Genomic DNA, 19,323 nt, shown 5'->3' with positions numbered 1-19,323 from the left:
AAGCGGGTATTATCGCATCCCCCCGTTCTTTTCACTCGCCCCCGAAATGGCCGCTCAAACCTCCTTGCAAACCGCTTCCTTCGGTACCTGGCCTTCGCCAGTCAGCGCCTCGATGGTGGCCGCCGGCGCCACCCCGCTTTCATCGCTGGCGATCGCCGGCACCGATGTCCTGTGGCTGGCTGGCCGGGCCAGCGAAGCAGGCCGCACCACGCTGCTGCGCCTGCAAACGGAACGGGTGGATGAACTGACACCCCTGCCGCTGAACGTGCGCACGCGCGTGCATGAATATGGCGGCGGCGCCTATGCCGCGGAGGGCGACACCGTGTTCTTTTCCCATGCGGGCGACAACCGGCTGTACCGGAAGGATGGCGACGCGCCGGCCGTGCCGTTCACGGCCGAGGGCCGGCAGCGGTTTGCCGATTTCATCGTCGACCGCGCCCGCCACCGGCTGGTCGCCGTGCGCGAGCGGCACCCGGACGATCCCGCTTCCCACGCCCAGCCGGAAAACACCTTGTGCGCGATCGGCTTCGATGGCAGGGAAACCGTCCTCGCACAGGGCCACGACTTCTACTCGTCGCCCCGGCTGTCGCCGGATGGCCGGCAACTGGCCTGGCTGACGTGGGACCACCCGCGCATGCCATGGCAGGGCACGGAGCTGTGGCTGGCCGCCATCGGTGAGGATGGCACCCCCGCGGCGCCCACGCTGGTGGCGGGCGGGCCGGACGAATCGATCTGCCAGCCCGAATGGTCGCCGGACGGCCGGCTGTACTTCGTTTCCGACCGCAGCGGCTGGTGGAACCTGTACCGCCACGGCGACGTGATCCAGGCGATCTGCCCGCTGGAAGCGGAATTCGCCGGCCCGCACTGGACCTTCGGCAATTCGCTGTACGGTTTCCTGTCCGCCAACGAAATCGCCTGCACGTATATCGACAAGGGCGTCAGCAAGCTGGCCCGGCTGGTGATCGGCAGCGCCAGGCTCGAGGCGATTCCGAATCCGTATGACGAGATCCGCGAACTGCGCACCGGCGACGGCTTCATCGCGCTGCTGGGCGGCAGCCCGACGATACCGGCCGAGATCGCGCGCATCGATTTGGCGAACGGCGAACTGCAGGTGCTGGCCCGCTCGATCGACACGCTGCCGGACGAAGGCTATCTGTCCATTCCCGAAAGCGTCAGCTATCCGAGTGCCGATGGCCGCACCGCCCATGCGTTCTTCTACCCGCCGCACAACCGCGACATGACCGCGCCGGCCGGTGAAAAACCGCCGGTGATCGTGATCGGCCATGGCGGCCCGACCGGCATGGCCGCCAGCACGCTGAAGCTGGCCACGCAGTTCTGGACCAGCCGCGGTTTCGGCGTGCTGGACGTGAACTACGGCGGCAGCACCGGCTTCGGCCGCGCCTACCGCGATGCGCTGAAGGGGCAATGGGGCGTGGTCGACGTGGAGGATTGCGTGGCCGGCGCGCGCTGGCTCGTCGAACAGGGCCGCGCCGATGGCGAGCGCCTGATCATCCGCGGCAGCAGCGCCGGCGGTTACACCACGCTGTGCGCACTCGCCTTCCACGACGTATTCAAGCTGGGCGCAAGCTATTACGGCGTGTCCGACCTGCAGGGCCTGGACGACGATTCGCACAAGTTCGAATCGCACTACAACGAATACCTGATCGCGCCGCAGCCGCAGGCGCGGCAGGTGTACCTGGAACGCTCGCCCAGCCACCACGTGGACAAGCTGGCCTGCCCGATGATCTTCTTCCAGGGCCTGGACGACAAGGTGGTGCCGCCGCAGCAGTCGCAAACGATGGTGGCGGCGCTGCGCCAGCGCGGCGTGCCGGTCGCCTACGTGGAACTCGAAGGCGAAGGCCATGGCTTCAGGAAAGGCGAATCGACGGTGCGCACACTGGAAGCGGAGCTGTATTTCTACCAGCGCATGTTCGGGCTGCACGATGCTGCCGCTCCGGCACCGGTAGCCATCCATAATCTGGACGGCGCCGCATGAACGACCGGGTTTTGCAGGACCAGTCTTTGCAGGATCAATTCGATACGCTGCACCCGAGCGAAAAGACCGTGCTGGCCCTCCTCGCCCTGGTCGGCGAACCGATGGGCAAGTCGGCGGTACTGGACCATATCGTCAAGATGAGCCTGCGCGATGACGAAGGCCGTGCGTTCAACCAGGCCAAGAGCAACGAGATCCTCGCTCACCTGGAGCGCCTTGCCTTCACCAGTCTGGTTGTCGGCCGCGGCTATCTCTGCAATGCGAAACTGCGCTGGCCGGCCATCCGCGCGGCCATCGGCGCGCACATGCTGGACGATATCTACACGGCTTACGACACGCTCACGCCGATGCGCCGCAGCTGGGATGGCACGCCGGAACCGCGCAGCTACCGGCACGGCGTGGCGCGGCTGCGCATGGCACTGCTGCGCGGCCAGCCGCCGCAGGACGTGGCGCCATTGCTGGCCGCCTGCCTGCGCTCGTATGAAGCGGCGCAGCTGCACCCGATCGTCGACATCTTCGCGCGGCCGTTCGAGGCCGGCATGCTGCTGCTGGTGCACCCGGCGATGCAGGACGACATCCTGATGCTGCTGCTCCAGCATGCCCAGCGCGAACCTGCGCTGGCGCCGCACGTGCGCGGCGCGGCGGAGAGGCACTTCGAACGGCGCCGGCAGGACGTATCGGACGGATTGCGGCTGGTGATGGGCGAGGATGCGATCCTGTGTGGCAACCTGCCGCAGGCCGTCGCCTACCTGGAGGTGGTAAAAAGCCCATGGGCGCTTTTCTACGCCAGCACGCTGATGCTGTTGCGCGGCCATGTCACCGACGCGGTATCCGGCTTCGAAGGGGCATTGAAATCGATCCGCCGCGAGACCGGCAAGCGCAAGCAGGTATTTGCCGGGTTCGGCGGCTACCTGTACGTGCTGGCGCTGCTGCGCGCCGGTGACGCGAAAGCGCTGAAGACGGCCGAGAGCTATCTCGATGTCGCCGTGCATGCGCAGCAGAATCCGGACAGCGGCACCTATACCATGCTGTCGATGCTGCGCCAGGTGCGCGCCGGCACCTTGCAGGCGGAAGTGGTGGTGGCCCGCGCCTGGGACACGCCATTGCAGGCGCAGCTGTTCCAGGCACTCGTGTACTGGTGGCTCGGCCTGCCGCAGCTGGAACAGCGCCGCGCCGAATTGCAGGACCTGGCGCAGAACGCCGGGGCCGCGGGCTACATGCTGATCGCCGCGCAGGCGGAAAGCCTGCTGGGGCACCTGGGCGACGAAGGGGCCGAGGCGCGGGCGAACGACATGCTGGCAACGCTCGGCCTGCCCGACATGGCAACCTGGTTCGAGCGGCAGGAAGGCTGGCAGCGCCAGCTCGATGCGCTGATCAACCTGCACCAGGAAACAGCGCCCTCCGCCGGGGAGACGCGCCTGGTGTGGATGATCACCTGGAGCGACCGGTCCGGCATCAACGAGCTCGAACCGCGCGAACAGAAGCGCAGCGCCAAGGGCCAGTGGAGCAATGGCCGCCCCATCGCCTTGAAGCGGCTCTCCGAGGACGCCGCGGAACTGGATTTCCTGACACCGCAGGACATTCGCCTGAGCACCCACATCGCGCCGTCACGGCAGGCTTATTCGTCCGGCCTGCGCTACGACATCGATCCGACCGACGCCCTGCCGGCGCTCGTCGGCCACCCGCTGGTGTTCTGGATGGATGCGCCGGACACGCGCGTGGAAATCACGGGCGGCGAGCCCGAACTGCTGGTGCAGGAACGCAAGGAAAAGCTGCACCTGTCGCTGCACCCCAATCTTTCGACCGCCGACCGGACGGTCGCGTTGCGCGAGGCACCGAACCGCATCCGCGTGGTGGCCGTCAACGACGAGCACCGGCGCATCGCCGCCATCGTCGGCGATGGCCTGACGGTGCCGCTGCATGCGAAGGAACAGGTGCTGAAAGCGATCGGCACGGTCGCCACCAGCGTCACCGTGCAGTCGGACATCGGCGGCGGCACGGCCGCTGCCGGCGCGGTCGATCCGGATATCCGCCTGCATGTGCACCTGCTGCCCTACCAGCAAGGCTTGCGGATGCAGGTGCAGGTGCGCCCGTTGCCCGACGCGGGGCCCTACTATGCGCCCGGCGCGGGTGCCGAAACCGTCATCACGGATGTCGGCGGCAAGCCGGTGCAGGTGCGCCGCAACCTGGCCGGCGAGCGCGATGCCGAGCGCCAGCTGGTATTGAAATGCACGGCGCTCGAAGGGGCCGAGCAGGAACATGGCGAATGGCTGCTTGGCCAGCCCGCGCTGTGCCTGCAGCTGCTGGCCGAACTGCAGGAACTGGGACCGGATCGCGTGGTGGTCGGCTGGCCGGAGGGCGAAAAGTTCCGGGTCACGCCGCCCATCCACACGAAGCAGCTGAAGCTGTCGATCAAGAGCAAGAAGGACTGGTTCGCCGTCAGCGGCCAGCTGCAGGTGGACGAGGAGCGCGTGATGGACCTGCGCTCGCTGCTCGACCTGATCCGCGCCGGCAAGAGCCGCTTCATCGAACTGAAGGACCGGCAGTTCCTGGCGCTGTCCGAGGAACTGTACCGGCGCCTGTCCGAACTCGATGCGTATGGCGAGGGTGACGATGCCGGCGCGAAGGTCCATCAACTGGCCGCCTTCGTGCTGGAGGAACTGGCCGGCGAAGTGGGCGGGCTGGAAGCGGACAAGCTGTGGCGCGAGCATATCGCCCGCATCGCCGCGCAGGCCGAGTACCAGCCGCAGCTTCCCTCCACCTTGCAGGCCGAGCTGCGCGACTACCAGCGCGAAGGCTTCGAATGGCTGGCGCGGCTCGCGCACTGGGGCGTGGGTGCCTGCTTGGCGGACGACATGGGCCTGGGCAAGACGGTGCAGGCGCTGGCGCTGCTGCTGCTGCGCGCCCCGCAAGGGCCGGCGCTGGTCGTTGCCCCCACTTCCGTATGCCTGAACTGGGCCAGCGAAGCGGCCCGCTTCGCGCCCACGCTGAACGTGAAGCTGTTCGGCGCGGGCGACCGCGCGGAAATGATCGACAGTGCGAGCCCCTTCGACCTGGTGATCGCCAGCTACGGCCTGCTGCAGCTGGAATCGGAACGTTTTACGAAGCAGCGCTGGCATACCATCGTGCTCGACGAAGCACAGGCGATCAAGAACGCGGCCACGAAACGCTCGCAGGCCGTGATGGCCCTGTCGGGCGACTTCCGCATGGCCTGCACGGGCACGCCGCTGGAAAACCACCTGGGCGAACTGTGGAACCTGTTCCGCTTCATCAACCCGGGCCTGCTCGGATCGCTGGACCAGTTCAACCTGCGCTTTGCCGGCCCGATCGAGCGCCAGCAGGACCGCAAGGCCGAAGTGGGCGCGCGCAACCGGCTGCGCCGGCTGATCGGGCCCTTCATCCTGCGCCGCACGAAGGCGCAGGTGCTGACCGAACTGCCGGCGCGCACCGAGATCGTGCTGGAAGTGGACCTGTCGAAGGAAGAGACCGCGCTGTACGAATCGCTGCGCCGCGAGGCGCTGGACAAGCTGGCGTCCATCGATGCGCCGGCGGATAAAAAATCGATCCAGATCCTGGCCGAGATCATGAAGCTGCGGCGTGCCTGCTGCAACCCCAACCTGGTGGCGCCGGAACTGAAACTCGACAGCAGCAAGCTGGCCGCTTTCGCCGAACTGCTGGCCAGCCTGCTGGAAAACCGGCACAAGGTGCTGGTGTTCAGCCAGTTCGTCGACCACCTGGGGCTGATCCGCGACCACCTGGACCGCAACGGCATCGCCTACCAGTACCTGGATGGCGCCACGCCGCCGCCGGCCCGCAAGGCCCGCGTCGATGCCTTCCAGGCCGGCGAAGGGGACGTGTTCCTGATCAGCCTGAAAGCGGGCGGCGTGGGCATCAACCTGACGGCCGCCGATTACGTGATCCACATGGACCCGTGGTGGAACCCGGCGGTGGAAGACCAGGCATCGGACCGCGCGCACCGGATGGGCCAGCAGCGCCCCGTGACCATTTACCGCCTCGTGGCGCGGCACACGATCGAGGAAGGCATCGTCGAACTGCACGGGCACAAGCGCGAACTGGCCGACAGCCTGCTGGACGGCAGCGAGATGGCGGCGCGGATGAATGCCGCGGACATGCTGGCCATGCTGGAGGAAGGGCTGCGCCGATAAAGTTTTCCTGAGGCTAACGGGACGCTGCCGCCGGCGCGCCTTCGCTATGATGGTTGCATTCATCCATAGCCCATCAGGAGCACATCATGGCCGACACCCTCCTCCGCGTATTCGACAGCGTGGAAGTGGCGCAGCAGGCGCGCGAGGCGCTGATCGCGTCCGGCATCGCCGCTTCCGCCATTTCCATGAACGTCCACGAAGACGAAGCGGGCCCCGTCGAGGGCAACTTCGTCGTCGACCTGACCGAAAAACCCACCCCATCGTTCGACAACCCGAACCGCCAGTCCGTCAACGGCGAAGTGCGCACCCCGGTCCAGCGCAGCAACTGCCTGCTGCAGGTGGAAGTGGACAACGACCGCGACGGATCGCGCGCCGCCGGCATCCTCGACCGCTTTGCCGGCCGTGACCATGCCGAGCGGATGGACAGCAGGCAGGGGCCGGTCTAAGCCTGATGCCGTTCAGATAAGCCCGCCTCAACGGCAGACGCCGGGGTCGGACCCGGCGGGTCCGACCCCGGACGTTCGCTTTGGGGGTTTGTGGATGCGATTTCCCATGCCGGCCAAGCGCTAACTTGACGACATCAGGTTTGGGCCCGACCCGGCCCCGTCCCCTTCCCCGCAACAGCCATTCCATGCAATCATCCGGGCATGGAACGACTCAAGGAAAGCGACCTCACCGCCGCCACGCACGGCATCCCCCTGTGCCGCAAGGCCTGGACCGCCTATATCGGCTGCCTGCTGGTGGCCGTGGTGATGACATTCGTGCTGCGGCTTGCCTTCAACCACTCGCAACTGGCCGCCGCCGGGGTGCTGGCCGGCTCCACGCTGCTGATCGGCTACCGCGTGCTGCTGATCCGCAGCGTGCAACTGTATTACGACGATGCCGGCGTGTGGCTGTATTCGGGCGTGCTGCCCTGGCAGCGCGGGATCCGCGGCATCAAGTGGCGCGATCTCGACGAGGCATCCTACGCGCAGTCGTTTCGCAGCTGGCTGCTGCGGTCCTGGTCGATCCGCGTGGCGCACCGGTTCACACCGGCCAGTGAAATCAGGCTGTCCCATATGGCGCGCGGTCGCGAAGCGGTGGCGCTCATCAACGAACGCCACCAGCAGGCACTGCGGGACGACCGCCTGGCTTGAGCAAACAGGTTTGTACCTCGTGTAACATGCCGGGTTCCGGCGAGTTGATTAATGATAATCTCGCCCTCTGTACGACCCCGGTAAGAGAAAGTTACACGATGATCAAGACAAAACTCGCGCTGGCCGCCATGATGCTGGCGCTGGCGTTCAGCCCGGCCGAGGCGGCCAAGAAACCGTCGAAGGCCAAGACAAGCAAGACCGCTCCCGCCAAGAAATCCTCGAAATCGAAGTCCAAGGCCAAGAAAGCCGTTGCAGCAGCTGCCGTCGCCACCAGTGCGGCTGCAGCTTCAGCCGCCTCGGCATCGTCCGAAAGCCGCGCCGACCGCACGTTCAATTCGCAATCGAACCAGTTCCTCAATGCGCTGTGGCGCATGGATCCGGAAACCGCGATCACGGTGGGCAAATACGACACCGCCGCCACGCTCACGGTGCCCGACCTGGCCACGCGCCAGCTGCAGCTCGCCTTCATCGACCAATGGCTGGGCCGCTTCGGCAAGATCGATGGGCGCCAGCTGTCGTCGCGCCAGCGCACCGACATGGCGCTGCTCGTCAACAAGCTCAACTCGGATCGCTGGTACCTGACGACCTTCCGCGAATTCGAATGGAACCCGGCGCTGTACAACATCGCCGGCCCGATCGACTACATCCTGCACACCGAGTACGCCGCCAAGTCGCAGCGGCTGCGCACGCTGCTGCGGCGCATCGCCAACGTGCCGGCCTACTACGAAGCCGCGCGCAACAACATCACGACACCCACGCGCGAGCACACGCAGCTCGCCATCGCCCAGGCGCCCGGCGTGATCGCGCTGCTCGACGAGCTGGACAAGGAAGCGCGGGCGTCGTCGCTGGCCGCCAACGAAAAGGGCCTGTTCGGGCAGCGCATCGCCGCCGCGAAAACGGCCGTGCAAGCTTACGCGGCCTGGCTCGGCGAGACGGACAAGATGCTGGCCGTGCAAGGTGCGCGCTCGTTCCGCATCGGCCGCGACCTGTACGAACAGAAGTTCGGGTTCGACATCCAGTCGGCCAGTTCGGGCGAGCAGACTTACCACAAGGCGCTGGCGGCACGCGACGAACTGCTGGCGAACATGGACCGCATCAGCGACGAGCTGTGGCCGAAGTACCTGGCCGACGTGCAGAAACCAGCCGACCGCTACGCGAAGATCGGCATGATGATCGACAAGCTCTCGGCCAACCACGTGGCACCCGAGCGCTTCGTCGAAGAAATCAAGGCGCAGATCCCGAAGCTGCAGGAGTGGGTCACGAAAAACGACCTGCTCACGCTCGACGCGGACAAGCCGCTGGTCGTGCGCGAAACCCCGGCCTACCAGCGCGGCGTGGCCGGCGCCAGCATCGAGGCGCCCGGCCCCTACCGTCCGCAGGACCGCACCTATTACAACGTGACGCCGCTCACCGGCGCCACGCCGGAACAGGCCGAAAGCAGCCTGCGCGAGTACAACCACTGGATCCTGCAGATCCTGAACATGCACGAGGCGATCCCCGGCCACTACGCGCAGCTGGTGTATGCGAACAAGTCGCCTTCGCTGGTGAAATCGATCTTCGGCAATGGCGCCATGGTCGAAGGCTGGGCCGTGTTCAGCGAGCGCATGATGCTGGAATCGGGCTATGACAACTCGCCCGAGATGTGGCTGATGTATTCGAAGTGGAACCTGCGCAGCGTGACGAACACGATCCTCGACTACAGCGTTCACGTGCTCGACATGCAAAAAGACCAGGCACTGGACCTGCTGACCCGCCAGGCATTCCAGACGCAACAGGAAGCGGCCGAGAAATGGCGCCGCGCCACGCTCACCTCCGTGCAGCTGACGTCCTACTTCAGCGGCTACAGCGAGATCATGGAGCTGCGCGAACAGCGCCGCACTGCACTGGGCAGCAAGTTCTCGCAGAAGGCGTTCAACGAGGAATTCCTCGGCTACGGCAGCGCGCCGGTGAAGGTGATCCGCGAACTGATGCAGTAAACAAAGATTTCCCGAAAAATGGGGTACGTCCCCATTTTTCGGGAAACATTGCGCAGCCCAAACGAAATAAAAAAAGGAGCCGAGGCTCCTTTTTTTATTGCTGCTGTATTTACGTCTGGCGCTTAAGTCTGATTCTCCGGCGCCTGCGTCATCTTGACGAACATCGGCGAAACGAGCAGCCCCAGCTCGAACAGCATCCACATCGGGATGGCCAGGGCGAACTGGCTGACCACGTCCGGCGGCGTGACGATCGCGGCGATGACGAAGGCGCCCACGATCACGTAGGGCCGCCATTCCCTCAGCTTGGCCAGCGTCACGAGGTTCATCCGCACCAGGATCACCACCACGATCGGTACTTCGAACGCGGCGCCGAACGCCAGGCACATCGACATCACGAAATCGAGGTAATTCTCGATGTCGGGCGTGACGGCGATCGACGAGGGCGCGAACGTGGCGATGAAGTGGAAGACCCGTCCGAAGACAAAGAAGTAGCAGAACGCCACGCCGGCAATGAACAGCAGCGACGAGGAGATCACCAGCGGCGCCACGAGCCGCTTTTCGTGCGTGTACAGGCCCGGTGCGACGAATGCCCAGGCCTGGTACAGCACCCACGGCAACGCCAGGATGATGCCCAGCATCAGCGTGACCTTCATCGGCACGAGGAACGGGGCGGTCACGCCGGTGGCGATGATCTTGGCACCGACAGGCAGCGCATCGATCATGGGCTGGGCGAGGAAGTCGTACAGCATGGTGGGCCCCGGCCAGGCCATCAGCAGGGCCGTGACGATCAGGACGCCGATGGAAGCCTTCAGCAGCCGGTCACGCAATTCTACGAGGTGGCTGATGAAGGTTTCTTCGGCCGGTTGTTCAGTGCTCATCAGTAAAAGGAGGCGGGAGGTTTACCGTTGCGCGGACGGAAGCGCGCCACGCGCGCCGCGCCGGACACCACGTGCATGCGGCCGCCGGTGCGCTGCTTGTACCACTGCGGCACGGCCGAGGTGCGCACGAGGCGCTTGCGGCGGAATTCCTTGGCCTTGCGCGACTGGTCTTCCGTCGATGCGGAGTGGAAGTCGGGCGCGGGGCTGGCATAGGTGTCGGCAGTGTCTTCAATTTTGAAGACATCCTCGACCTCGGCCATGTTCTTCTGGATCGAATTCTCGACGTCGGCCTTGATGTTCTGCGCCTGTTCCTGCACGTTCTTTTGCAGGTTGCGCAGTTCTTCCAGCTCGATTTCGCGACTGACTTCGCTCTTCACGTCGTGCAGGTAGCGCTGCGCACGGCCGTACAGCGTGCCCGCCATGCGCGCCACCTTGGGCAGTTTTTCGGGACCGATGACGATCAGCGCCACGACGCCGATGATGGCCAGCTTGGAAAGACCGAGATCGATCATGTATCAGCGTGCGGTCAGTGCTTGTTCTTTTCCTTGGCGTCGACCTCGATCGTGCCCTTGTCGGTCACGTGCGCGGGCGGCGGTGCGGGCTGGTCGGCAGCTTCCTTCTCGTCGGTCTTCACGCCATCCTTGAAACCCTTGACGGCCTTGCCCAGGTCCGAGCCGATATTGCCCAGTTTTTTGGTGCCGAAAACCAGCATGACGACGACCAGGACGATCACCCAATGCCAGATGCTCATGGAACCCATACTATTCTCCTTGCAGGGCGGTAATGCCCGAATTCGGTAAGAACAAACAGTTTACACGACTCTTGTGCTGTCATGTTCCTGTCACAGTAACGGCCGGAAATAACTCTTCCGTCTGCTTGATCGGTATTGCTTGCAGCCGCTCAGTGCATGCCGCGCCATGGCCGCGGGCCGCCGTACAGGTGCATGTGCAGGTGGTAGATCACCTGGCCGCCGTCGGGGCCGCTGTTGATCAGTGTCTTGTAGCCACGGGTAGGGCTGCCATCCTCGCCATAGACCACCGACACGCCATGCTCCTCGGCCAGCTTCGGTGCGAGGGCCAGGATCTTGCCCAGCAAGAGCGTGTCTTCCGGCTGCGCTTCGGTCAGCGTGGAGATATGCTTTTTCGGGATCACCAGCAGGTGCACCGGCGCGGCCGGGTTGATGTCCTTGAATGCCAGCAGTTCGTCGTCTTCGTAGACGATGCTTGCAGGCACTTGTTTGGCAGCGATCTTGCAGAACAGGCAGTTATCCACGGGTCAGTCCTTTTCAATTATTCCGGGCGCGCGGCTTTTTCGGCAATGCCGGACATGCCTTCGCGGCGCGCCAGCTCGTCGAGCACCTGCTGCGGCGACAGGTCGAACTGGGCCAGCAACACGAGCGAATGGAACCACAGATCGGCCACTTCGTACAGCACCTTCGCGCCGTCGCCCGTCACGCGGGCATCCTTGGCGGCCATCACGGTCTCGGTGGCTTCCTCGCCGATCTTTTTCAGGATCGCGTCGTCGCCCTTCGAGAACAGCTTGGCCACGTACGACGTGGCGGGATCGGCGCCCTTGCGCGATTCGATCGTGGCAGCCACGCGGTCCAGGATCGTGCCGGACGCCCCGTTTGCTTCGATGCTCATTTCTTTTTATCCGTATAAATGGTTTCCGGATCCTTCAGCACCGGCTCCACGTCCCGCCAGTCGCCATCCTTCGCGTCGCCGTCGAACTGCTGGAAGAAGCACGAATGGCGCCCCGTGTGGCAGGCGATGCCGCCGGCCTGCTCCACTTTCAGCAGCACCACGTCCTCGTCGCAGTCGAGGCGGATGTCGAGCACTTTCTGTACATGGCCCGATTCCTCGCCCTTGTGCCACAGCTTCTTGCGCGAACGGCTCCAGTACACGGCCTCGCGCAGTTCCACCGTCTTGAACAGCGCATCGCGGTTCATCCAGGCGAACATCAGCACGTCGTTGCTGCCGCTTTCCTGCACGATCACGGGCACCAGGCCATGTTCGTCCCAGTGCACGCGGTTCAGCCATTTTGCCTTGGCTACGCTAGGCGTCGTCGTTGGAATACTCATGCTGTTCCCTCAGGCCTCGCGCATCGGAATGCCCTGCTGCGCCATGAAGCGCTTTGCTTCCTGGACCGTGTGCTGTCCGTAGTGGAAGATGCTGGCGGCAAGCACCGCGTCCGCATGCCCCTTCGTCACGCCATCGGCCAGGTCCTGCAGGCCGCCCACGCCGCCCGAGGCGATCACGGGAATGCCCACGGCATCGGACACCGCGCGCGTCAGCGCGAGGTCGAAGCCGCTCTTGGTACCGTCGCGGTCCATGCTGGTCAGCAGCAGCTCGCCGGCGCCCAGCGACGCCATTTTCTGCGCCCACTCGACGGCATCGAGCCCGGTGGCGTTGCGGCCGCCGTGCGTGAACACCTGCCACTTGCCGGGGGAGACCTGCTTGGCGTCGATCGCCACCACGATGCACTGCGAACCGTGCTTCTGCGCGGCGTCGAAGACCAGCTGCGGGTTGCTGACGGCCGAGGTGTTCAGGCTGATCTTGTCCGCGCCCGCGTTCAGCAGGCGCTGCACGTCTTCCACTTTGCGCACGCCGCCGCCGACCGTCAGCGGAATAAAGACCTGCGATGCGACCCGCTCGATGATGTCGAGGATCAGCCCGCGGTTGTCGGACGAGGCGGTGATGTCGAGGAACGTCAGCTCGTCGGCGCCCTGCTCGTCGTAGCGGCGGGCGATTTCGACCGGATCGCCGGCGTCGCGCAATTCGGTGAAGTTGACACCCTTGACGACGCGGCCGTCGGTCACGTCCAGGCAAGGGATGATGCGTTTGGCCAGCATATTATTTTTCGCCCGTGGTGGACGCTTCGTCCGCAACTTCGTCGAAGACTTCGCCGGTGAGTTCGTCGGCACGCAGCTGCGCCTCGTTCAGGTTGATCGTGCCTTCGTAGATCGAACGGCCGCAGATCACGCCTTCGATGCCTTCGTCCTGCACGGCGCACAGCGCTTCCACGTCGGCCAGGTTGTGCAGGCCGCCCGAGGCGATGATCGGAATGCGCACGGCCTGCGCCAGGCGCACGGTGGCTTCGATGTTCACGCCGCCCATCATGCCGTCGCGGCCGATGTCGGTGTAGACGATCGATTCCACGCCGTACTGCTCGAACTTCTGCGCCAGGTCGATCACTTCGTGGCCGGACATCTTGCTCCAGCCATCGGTGGCCACCTTGCCGTCCTTGGCGTCCAGGCCCACGATGATGTGGCCGGGGAAGGCGCCGCACGCATCGTGCAGGAAGCCGGGGCTCTTCACCGCGGCGGTGCCGATGATGATGTAGCTGATGCCGTCGTCGAGGTAGCGTTCGATCGTGTCCAGGTCGCGGATACCGCCGCCCAGCTGCACGGGGATCTCGTCGATATCGTGCTCCAGCGCGAACTCCTGCACCGTTTTCAGGATCGCCTTCACGGCGCCTTCGTTCTTCGGCTTGCCGGCGAAGGCGCCATTCAGGTCCACCAGGTGCAGGCGGCGCGCGCCCTGCTCCAGCCAGTGGCGCGCCATGGCGCCGGGGTCGTCGGAAAACACGGTGGACTGTTCCATGTCGCCTTGTTTCAGGCGAACGCAGTGACCGTCCTTGAGGTCGATGGCGGGAATGAGCAGCATGGTGTGGTAAGGGTTCGAGTAAGTGGGTGGGTAGGCTCTGTCAGGGGCGACGCGGCGAAGCTCAGGGATTCCAGTGGACGAAATTCTTGTACAGCTGCAGGCCCGTGGCCGCGCTTTTCTCCGGGTGGAACTGGGTGGCGAATATGTTGTCGCGCGCGATCACGCAGCAGAACGGCGCGCCATACACGGTTTCGCCCACGCTGTGCGCCGGGTTTTCCGGCCGCGCGTAGTAGCTGTGCACGAAATAGAAATACGCATCGTCGGGAATACCTTCCCACATCGCATGCGGCGCGGTCTGCCTGACCTTGTTCCAGCCGATCTGCGGCACCTTGAAGCGGGAGCCGTCTTCCTGCAATTGCCCGTCGAGCTGGAAGCGCACCACCGAGCCGGGGAACAGGCCCAGGCCTTCGGCATCGCGCTCCTCGCTGCGCTCGAGCAGCATCTGCTCGCCGACACACACGCCCATCAGCGGCTTCGTGGCGGCGGCGCGCATCAGCGCATCGTGCACGCCCGACTCGCGCAGGTGCGTCATGCAGTCGAGCATCGAGCCCTGGCCGGGCAGGACGATGCGGTCGGCCGCGTCGATCTCGGCCGGAACGCCGGAAATGGACACGTCGGCTTCCGGCGCGACGGCACGCAGGGCCTGCGCAACGGAGCGCACGTTACCCATGCCGTAGTCAACTACTACAATTTTTTTCATGATATGAAAGCCGGCCTTTATTTACAGGCTTCCTTTGGTGGAGGGAATCGTGCCCGCTGCGCGCTCGTCGAATTCGGCGGCCATGCGCAGCGCGCGGCCAAACGCCTTGAATACCGTTTCGCACTGGTGGTGGGCGTTGGTGCCGCGCAGGTTGTCGATGTGCAGCGAGATGCCGGCGTGGTTGACGAAGCCGCGGAAGAATTCCAGGGTCAGGTCGACATCGAACGTGCCGATCATCGCGCGGGTGAACGGAATGTGGTATTCGATGCCCGGACGGCCGGAGAAATCGATGACGACACGCGACAGCGCCTCGTCCAGCGGCACGTAGGCATGGCCGTAGCGGCGGATGCCCTTGCGGTCGCCGATGGCCTTGGCCACCGCCATGCCCAGCGTGATGCCCACGTCCTCGACAGTGTGGTGGTTGTCGATATGCGTGTCGCCGGTGGCCTTGATGTCCAGGTCGATCAGGCCGTGGCGCGCGATCTGGTCCAGCATGTGGTCCAGGAAGGGCACGCCGGTATCGAGCTTTTGCACGCCGGTGCCGTCCAGGTTCAGGGCGACGCGGATCTGCGTCTCGTTGGTGTTGCGGATGACTTCTGCAATACGGGCTGCTGGAAAATTCATGGGAAGCTCTGGGGTTAGGATCAGTCCGCCAACGAGGCGCGCAGCGCATCGAGGAAAGCGGCGTTCTCGTCCGGCGTACTGACGGTCACGCGCAGGCAATTCGTCAGCACACTGTGCATTTTACTCAAATTTTTAATCAGGATTTTACGACTTACCAGTTTGGCATGGACGCTGTCGGCATCCGGCACGCGGATCGTGATGAAATTCGCCGCCGACGGGAATACCTGCACGCCCGGTACCGCGGCCAGCGCGGCAGCCAGTTCGGTGCGCTGCTCGCGCAGCAGCCGGGCCTGCTCGTTGAGGATGTCGACATGGTCGAGCGCGAATTCGGCCGCCGCCTGCGTCATCACATTGATGTTGTAGGGCGGCCGCACTTTCTCGAACTGTTCCAGCAGCGCGGGTGCCGCCGACATGTAGCCGAGGCGGATGCCGGCCAGGCCCAGCTTGGACAGCGTGCGCATCACGATCAGGTTGCCGAATTCCGGCAGGCGCGGCATGAAGCTCTGCTGTGCGAACGGTTCATAGGCTTCGTCGACCACGACCAGGCCCCGGTCGCCCTGCGCGCGCAGGATCGCTTCGATGTCGGCCGTGTCGAACAGGTTGCCGGTCGGATTGTTCGGGTACGCCAGGAAGATCAGCGCGGGCCGGTGCTGTTCGATCGCCGCCAGCATGGCCGGCAGGTCGAGCGTCAGGTCCGCCTTCAGCGGCACGCCGACGAAATCCATGCCGGCCACCTGGGCCGAGCGCTGGAACATCACGAACGCGGGCACCGGCGCCAGCATCACGGCGCGGCGGTCCTGCCATGCGCAGGTGGCGGCCATGATGGCGATCAGCTCGTCGGAGCCGTTGCCCAGCAGGACGTCGTAGCCGGCCGGGATACCGAGCTTTGCGCGGATGCGTTCCTTCAGCGGGCCGTAGGCGGCGGCCGGGTAGCGGTTCAGCGCCACCTCGGCCAGCCGGCTGCCCAGCTCGCGGCGCAGGTCTTCCGGCAACTGGTACGGATTTTCCATTGCGTCCAGCTTCACGAAGCCGCTGGCATCCGGCACGTGGTAGCTCTTGTCGCTGCGCACGTCGGGGCGGATGGTGTTGGCGATCAGGCTGTCGAGGGACATGCTTTCTAGTACTCCAATTCGTTATTCGGGGCTGTCGACGGGTGCGACGGCGGCCGGTTTTCTTGCTATGCGCTTCCTGGCGGGTGGTTTGGGAGCGACCTTCACGGGCGGCGCTGCCAAAAAACCGGGGTCAGACCCCGGAACGGCAGACAGGTTCCTGGCTGCACGCTTCCTGGCCGGTGCCTTGGCTTCCGGCGACGGGGGCGGCAGCGCCGGAAAACCGGGGTCAGACCCCGGATCCTCGGTGCGGACGCCGGCGACGGCGCGGGCCTTGGGGTCAGACCCCTGTGGCATCAGTGCCAGGCGTTCTGCCAGGATCCTGCAATAGTCGGGATTCAGTTCGAAGCCGGTGAAGTGGCGGCCCGTGTTGCGCGCCGCGACGGCCGTGGTGCCGCTGCCCATGAACAGGTCGAGCACCACGCCGCCCGGGGGGCACGATGCCTTCACCATCCGTTCGATGATCTCGAGCGGCTTTTGCGTGGGGTGATCGACCCGCTCCGCATGTTGCCTGTGCAAGCGCGATACGCTCCACAGGTCCTTCGGGTTGTAGCCCTGTTCCAGCCATTTCGCGCCCACGAAGATGGAGCGCGACCGGGCCTTCTTGGTTTCGGCGTCGTACGGGATGCGCACGGCGTCGAGGTTGAAATAATAATCCTTGCGACGCACGAAAAAGCCGATCGTGTCGTGCACCGACGTAAAACTGCGCACGGTGCCGCCCATCGACGGCACCCGGCGGTCCCAGATGATCTCGTTGATCATCGTCATCCGCCGTTTCAGCATCACGAAGATTTCCGGCGCCGAGCGCCACGTCGTGAACACATACAGGCTGCCGTTTTCCTTCAGCTTCGGCAGCGCGGCATCGACCCATTGCTCGGTCCACGCCAGGAAATCGTCCACCGGTTGCTGGTCGGAGGTGTTGCCGTAATCCTTGCCCAGGTTGTACGGCGGGTCCGTCAGGATCAGGTCGACCGAGCCATCCGGGATGCGGTGCAAGCCGACCAAGGCATCCTCGCAGAACACCTGATCGAGCCAGGCACTCATGATTTCAGCCGCAGCTCCGCGCTGCGCGCGTGTGCCTGCAAGCCTTCGCCGTATGCCAGCTCGGCCGCGATTTTACCCAATGTCTGGGCGCCGGCTTCGCTGACCTGGATCACCGACGAACGCTTCTGGAAATCGTACACGCCCAGCGGCGACGAAAAGCGCGCCGTGCGCGACGTGGGCAGCACGTGGTTCGGCCCGCAGCAATAGTCGCCCAGCGACTCGGACGAGAAGCGGCCCAGGAACATTGCGCCGGCATGGCGGATCTTGTCGGCCCACTGCTGCGGCTCCTCGGCGGAAATCTCCAGGTGCTCGGCGGCGATGGCGTTGGCGATCTCGCATGCCTCTTCCATGCTGCGCACCTTCACCAGCGCACCGCGGTCGGTCAGCGACGTGCGGATCGTTTCCTGGCGCGGCATCGTCGGCAGCAGCTTCTGGATGGAAGCTTCGACCTGGGCGATGTAGTCCGCGTCCGGGCACAGCAGGATCGCCTGCGCCAGCTCGTCGTGCTCGGCCTGCGAAAACAGGTCCATCGCCACCCAGTCCGGGTCCGTGGTGCCATCGCATACCACCAGGATTTCCGACGGGCCGGCGATCATGTCGATGCCCACGGCGCCGAACACGCGGCGCTTGGCGGCTGCCACGTAGGCGTTGCCGGGGCCGACGATCTTGTCGACGGGCTGGATCGACTCGGTGCCATAGGCCAGTGCGGCCACGGCCTGCGCACCGCCGATGCCGATCACGCGGTCGACGCCGGCGATCGCGGCGGCGGCCAGTACCATCTGGTTCTTCACGCCATCGGGCGTCGGCACCACCATCACGATCTCGCCGACGCCGGCCACCTTGGCCGGAATCGCGTTCATCAGCACGGACGACGGGTACGCCGCTTTCCCGCCCGGCACGTAGATGCCCACGCGGTCCAGCGCCGTGATGCGCTGGCCGAGGATCGTGCCATCCGCTTCGGTATAGGTGAAGCCCTGCAGCTCCTGCTTCTGGCGCTCGTGGAAGACGCGGATGCGTTCGGCCGCGGTCTGCAGGGCCGCACGCTGCGCGTCCGGCAGCGCCGCCAGCGCGGCATCGAGTTCGGCCTGGCCGATCTCGAACGCCTGCAGGTCGGCGGCACCACCGTTGGGAATGCGGTCGAACTTGTTCGTGTACTCGACCACGGCCTCGTCGCCACGCGCGCGCACCTGCGCGATGATCCCGGTGACGGCCTGTTCGATGGCGAAATCGGTTTCCGCTTCGAACGCGAGCAGCGCGTCGAGCGTTTCCTGGAAATCGATGGCGGTGGAGTCGAGCTTGCGGATCTGGATCATGGTGGCGGCTTTGCTGTTGACTGTTTTTTACTGGTTTACTGGTTTTGTTGCGAGGCTTTCTCGAACGCTTCGAGAATCGGCTTCAGGCGGGCGCGCTTCAGTTTCAGCGCGGCCTGGTTGACGACCAGGCGGGACGAGATCTCGCAGATCTCTTCCACTTCCACCAGGTTGTTGGCGCGCAGCGTGCTGCCGGTGCTGACCAGGTCGACGATCGCATCGGACAGGCCCACCAGCGGCGCCAGCTCCATCGAGCCGTACAGCTTGATCAGGTCGACGTGCACGCCCTTCTTGGCGAAGTGCTGGCGCGCCATTTCCGTGAACTTGGTCGCCACGCGCAGGCGCGCGCCCTGGCGCACCGCGGTCTCGTAGTCGAAGCCGGCCTTCACGGCGACCGACATGCGGCAGCGCGCGATGTTCAGGTCGATCGGCTGGTACAGGCCCTCGCCGCCGTGCTCGAACAGCACATCCTTGCCGGCCACGCCGAAGTCGGCGGCGCCATGCTGCACATACGTGGGCACGTCGGTCGCGCGCACGATCAGCACGCGCACGTTCGGGTCGTTGGTCGGCAGGATCAGCTTGCGCGAGGTTTCCGGGTTTTCCGTGACGGTGATGCCGGCGGCGGCCAGCAGCGGCAGCGTGTCCTCGAAGATGCGGCCCTTCGACAGGGCGAGGATCAGCTGCGAACGGTCGGTGGCCTGGGCAGGAAGTGTGCTCATGAT

18 protein-coding genes and 1 pseudogene are annotated in these 19,323 nt (G+C 65.1%); 5 read left to right on the top strand and 14 right to left on the bottom strand.

Features of this window, described 5'->3' with window-relative positions; translation table 11 throughout:
• Positions 1-46 precede the first annotated feature (46 nt).
• The 5 genes from ACY65G_RS19360 to ACY65G_RS19340 all read left to right on the top strand — a co-directional run bounded on the left by ACY65G_RS19360 (position 47) and on the right by ACY65G_RS19340 (position 9,271).
• On the top strand, positions 47-1,996 hold the full coding sequence (locus ACY65G_RS19360) for a S9 family peptidase (protein WP_464998927.1): 1,950 nt from the start codon (positions 47-49) through the stop codon (positions 1,994-1,996).
• Complete coding sequence (locus ACY65G_RS19355; protein ID WP_464998926.1) at positions 1,993-6,159, top strand: DEAD/DEAH box helicase; 4,167 nt, start codon at positions 1,993-1,995, stop codon at positions 6,157-6,159. Before ACY65G_RS19360 ends, ACY65G_RS19355 begins: the two co-directional genes overlap by 4 nt.
• A gap of 86 nt (positions 6,160-6,245) precedes the next feature.
• Positions 6,246-6,605, top strand: a complete 360-nt coding sequence (locus ACY65G_RS19350; RefSeq protein ID WP_464998925.1) for a hypothetical protein — start codon at positions 6,246-6,248, stop codon at positions 6,603-6,605.
• Positions 6,606-6,806: 201 nt separating this feature from the next.
• The gene (locus tag ACY65G_RS19345) at positions 6,807-7,295 is read left to right on the top strand and encodes a hypothetical protein (protein WP_464998924.1); all 489 of its coding nucleotides are present in this window, start codon (positions 6,807-6,809) and stop codon (positions 7,293-7,295) included.
• Positions 7,296-7,393: 98 nt separating this feature from the next.
• Complete coding sequence (locus ACY65G_RS19340; protein ID WP_464998923.1) at positions 7,394-9,271, top strand: DUF885 domain-containing protein; 1,878 nt, start codon at positions 7,394-7,396, stop codon at positions 9,269-9,271.
• A 122-nt stretch (positions 9,272-9,393) separates the two neighbouring features.
• Here the strand turns inward: ACY65G_RS19340 and tatC are convergent, their stop codons facing one another.
• The 14 genes and pseudogenes from tatC to hisG form a co-directional block, all read right to left on the bottom strand.
• Positions 9,394-10,149: a twin-arginine translocase subunit TatC gene (gene tatC, locus ACY65G_RS19335; protein ID WP_464998922.1), complete on the bottom strand. Its 756-nt coding sequence runs from the start codon at positions 10,147-10,149 to the stop codon at positions 9,394-9,396.
• Positions 10,149-10,661: a Sec-independent protein translocase protein TatB gene (gene tatB, locus ACY65G_RS19330; RefSeq protein ID WP_464998921.1), complete on the bottom strand. Its 513-nt coding sequence runs from the start codon at positions 10,659-10,661 to the stop codon at positions 10,149-10,151. Before tatB ends, tatC begins: the two co-directional genes overlap by 1 nt.
• A gap of 14 nt (positions 10,662-10,675) precedes the next feature.
• Positions 10,676-10,909 carry a Sec-independent protein translocase subunit TatA gene (gene tatA / locus ACY65G_RS19325; RefSeq protein WP_131148629.1) on the bottom strand — a complete coding sequence of 78 codons (234 nt, stop codon included), beginning with the start codon at positions 10,907-10,909 and terminating at the stop codon, positions 10,676-10,678.
• A gap of 140 nt (positions 10,910-11,049) precedes the next feature.
• Positions 11,050-11,421 (bottom strand): histidine triad nucleotide-binding protein, encoded by a 372-nt coding sequence (locus ACY65G_RS19320; RefSeq protein ID WP_464998920.1) that lies wholly within the window; start codon positions 11,419-11,421, stop codon positions 11,050-11,052.
• A gap of 17 nt (positions 11,422-11,438) precedes the next feature.
• Entirely contained in the window at positions 11,439-11,792 is a 354-nt protein-coding gene (locus tag ACY65G_RS19315) for a phosphoribosyl-ATP diphosphatase (RefSeq protein WP_464998919.1), read from the bottom strand.
• Positions 11,789-12,229, bottom strand: coding sequence for a phosphoribosyl-AMP cyclohydrolase (hisI, locus tag ACY65G_RS19310; RefSeq protein WP_464998918.1), 441 nt, complete (start codon positions 12,227-12,229; stop codon positions 11,789-11,791). Before hisI ends, ACY65G_RS19315 begins: the two co-directional genes overlap by 4 nt.
• A gap of 9 nt (positions 12,230-12,238) precedes the next feature.
• Positions 12,239-13,000, bottom strand: a complete 762-nt coding sequence (gene hisF / locus ACY65G_RS19305; RefSeq protein ID WP_464998917.1) for an imidazole glycerol phosphate synthase subunit HisF — start codon at positions 12,998-13,000, stop codon at positions 12,239-12,241.
• 1 nt (position 13,001) lies between these two features.
• Positions 13,002-13,814 (bottom strand): 1-(5-phosphoribosyl)-5-[(5-phosphoribosylamino)methylideneamino]imidazole-4-carboxamide isomerase, encoded by an 813-nt coding sequence (gene hisA, locus ACY65G_RS19300; RefSeq protein WP_464998916.1) that lies wholly within the window; start codon positions 13,812-13,814, stop codon positions 13,002-13,004.
• 61 nt (positions 13,815-13,875) lie between these two features.
• On the bottom strand, positions 13,876-14,514 hold the full coding sequence (hisH, locus tag ACY65G_RS19295) for an imidazole glycerol phosphate synthase subunit HisH (protein ID WP_464998915.1): 639 nt from the start codon (positions 14,512-14,514) through the stop codon (positions 13,876-13,878).
• Positions 14,515-14,535: 21 nt separating this feature from the next.
• Positions 14,536-15,138 (bottom strand): imidazoleglycerol-phosphate dehydratase HisB, encoded by a 603-nt coding sequence (gene hisB / locus ACY65G_RS19290; RefSeq protein ID WP_464998914.1) that lies wholly within the window; start codon positions 15,136-15,138, stop codon positions 14,536-14,538.
• 20 nt (positions 15,139-15,158) lie between these two features.
• A complete protein-coding gene (gene hisC, locus ACY65G_RS19285) occupies positions 15,159-16,250 on the bottom strand; it encodes a histidinol-phosphate transaminase (RefSeq protein ID WP_464998913.1) in 1,092 nt (363 codons plus the stop codon).
• A 297-nt stretch (positions 16,251-16,547) separates the two neighbouring features.
• A pseudogene (locus ACY65G_RS19280) lies at positions 16,548-17,291 on the bottom strand (DNA-methyltransferase); the annotation flags it as partial.
• Complete coding sequence (gene hisD, locus ACY65G_RS19275; RefSeq protein WP_464998912.1) at positions 17,288-18,604, bottom strand: histidinol dehydrogenase; 1,317 nt, start codon at positions 18,602-18,604, stop codon at positions 17,288-17,290. The pseudogene ACY65G_RS19280 and the gene hisD, both read right to left, overlap by 4 nt.
• 35 nt (positions 18,605-18,639) lie before the next feature.
• Positions 18,640-19,320: an ATP phosphoribosyltransferase gene (gene hisG / locus ACY65G_RS19270; protein WP_464998911.1), complete on the bottom strand. Its 681-nt coding sequence runs from the start codon at positions 19,318-19,320 to the stop codon at positions 18,640-18,642.
• Positions 19,321-19,323 lie beyond the last annotated feature (3 nt).

This window comes from Pseudoduganella sp. jia 12 (assembly GCF_055502675.1).
This window is presented reverse-complemented; position numbering and strand designations above follow the sequence as displayed.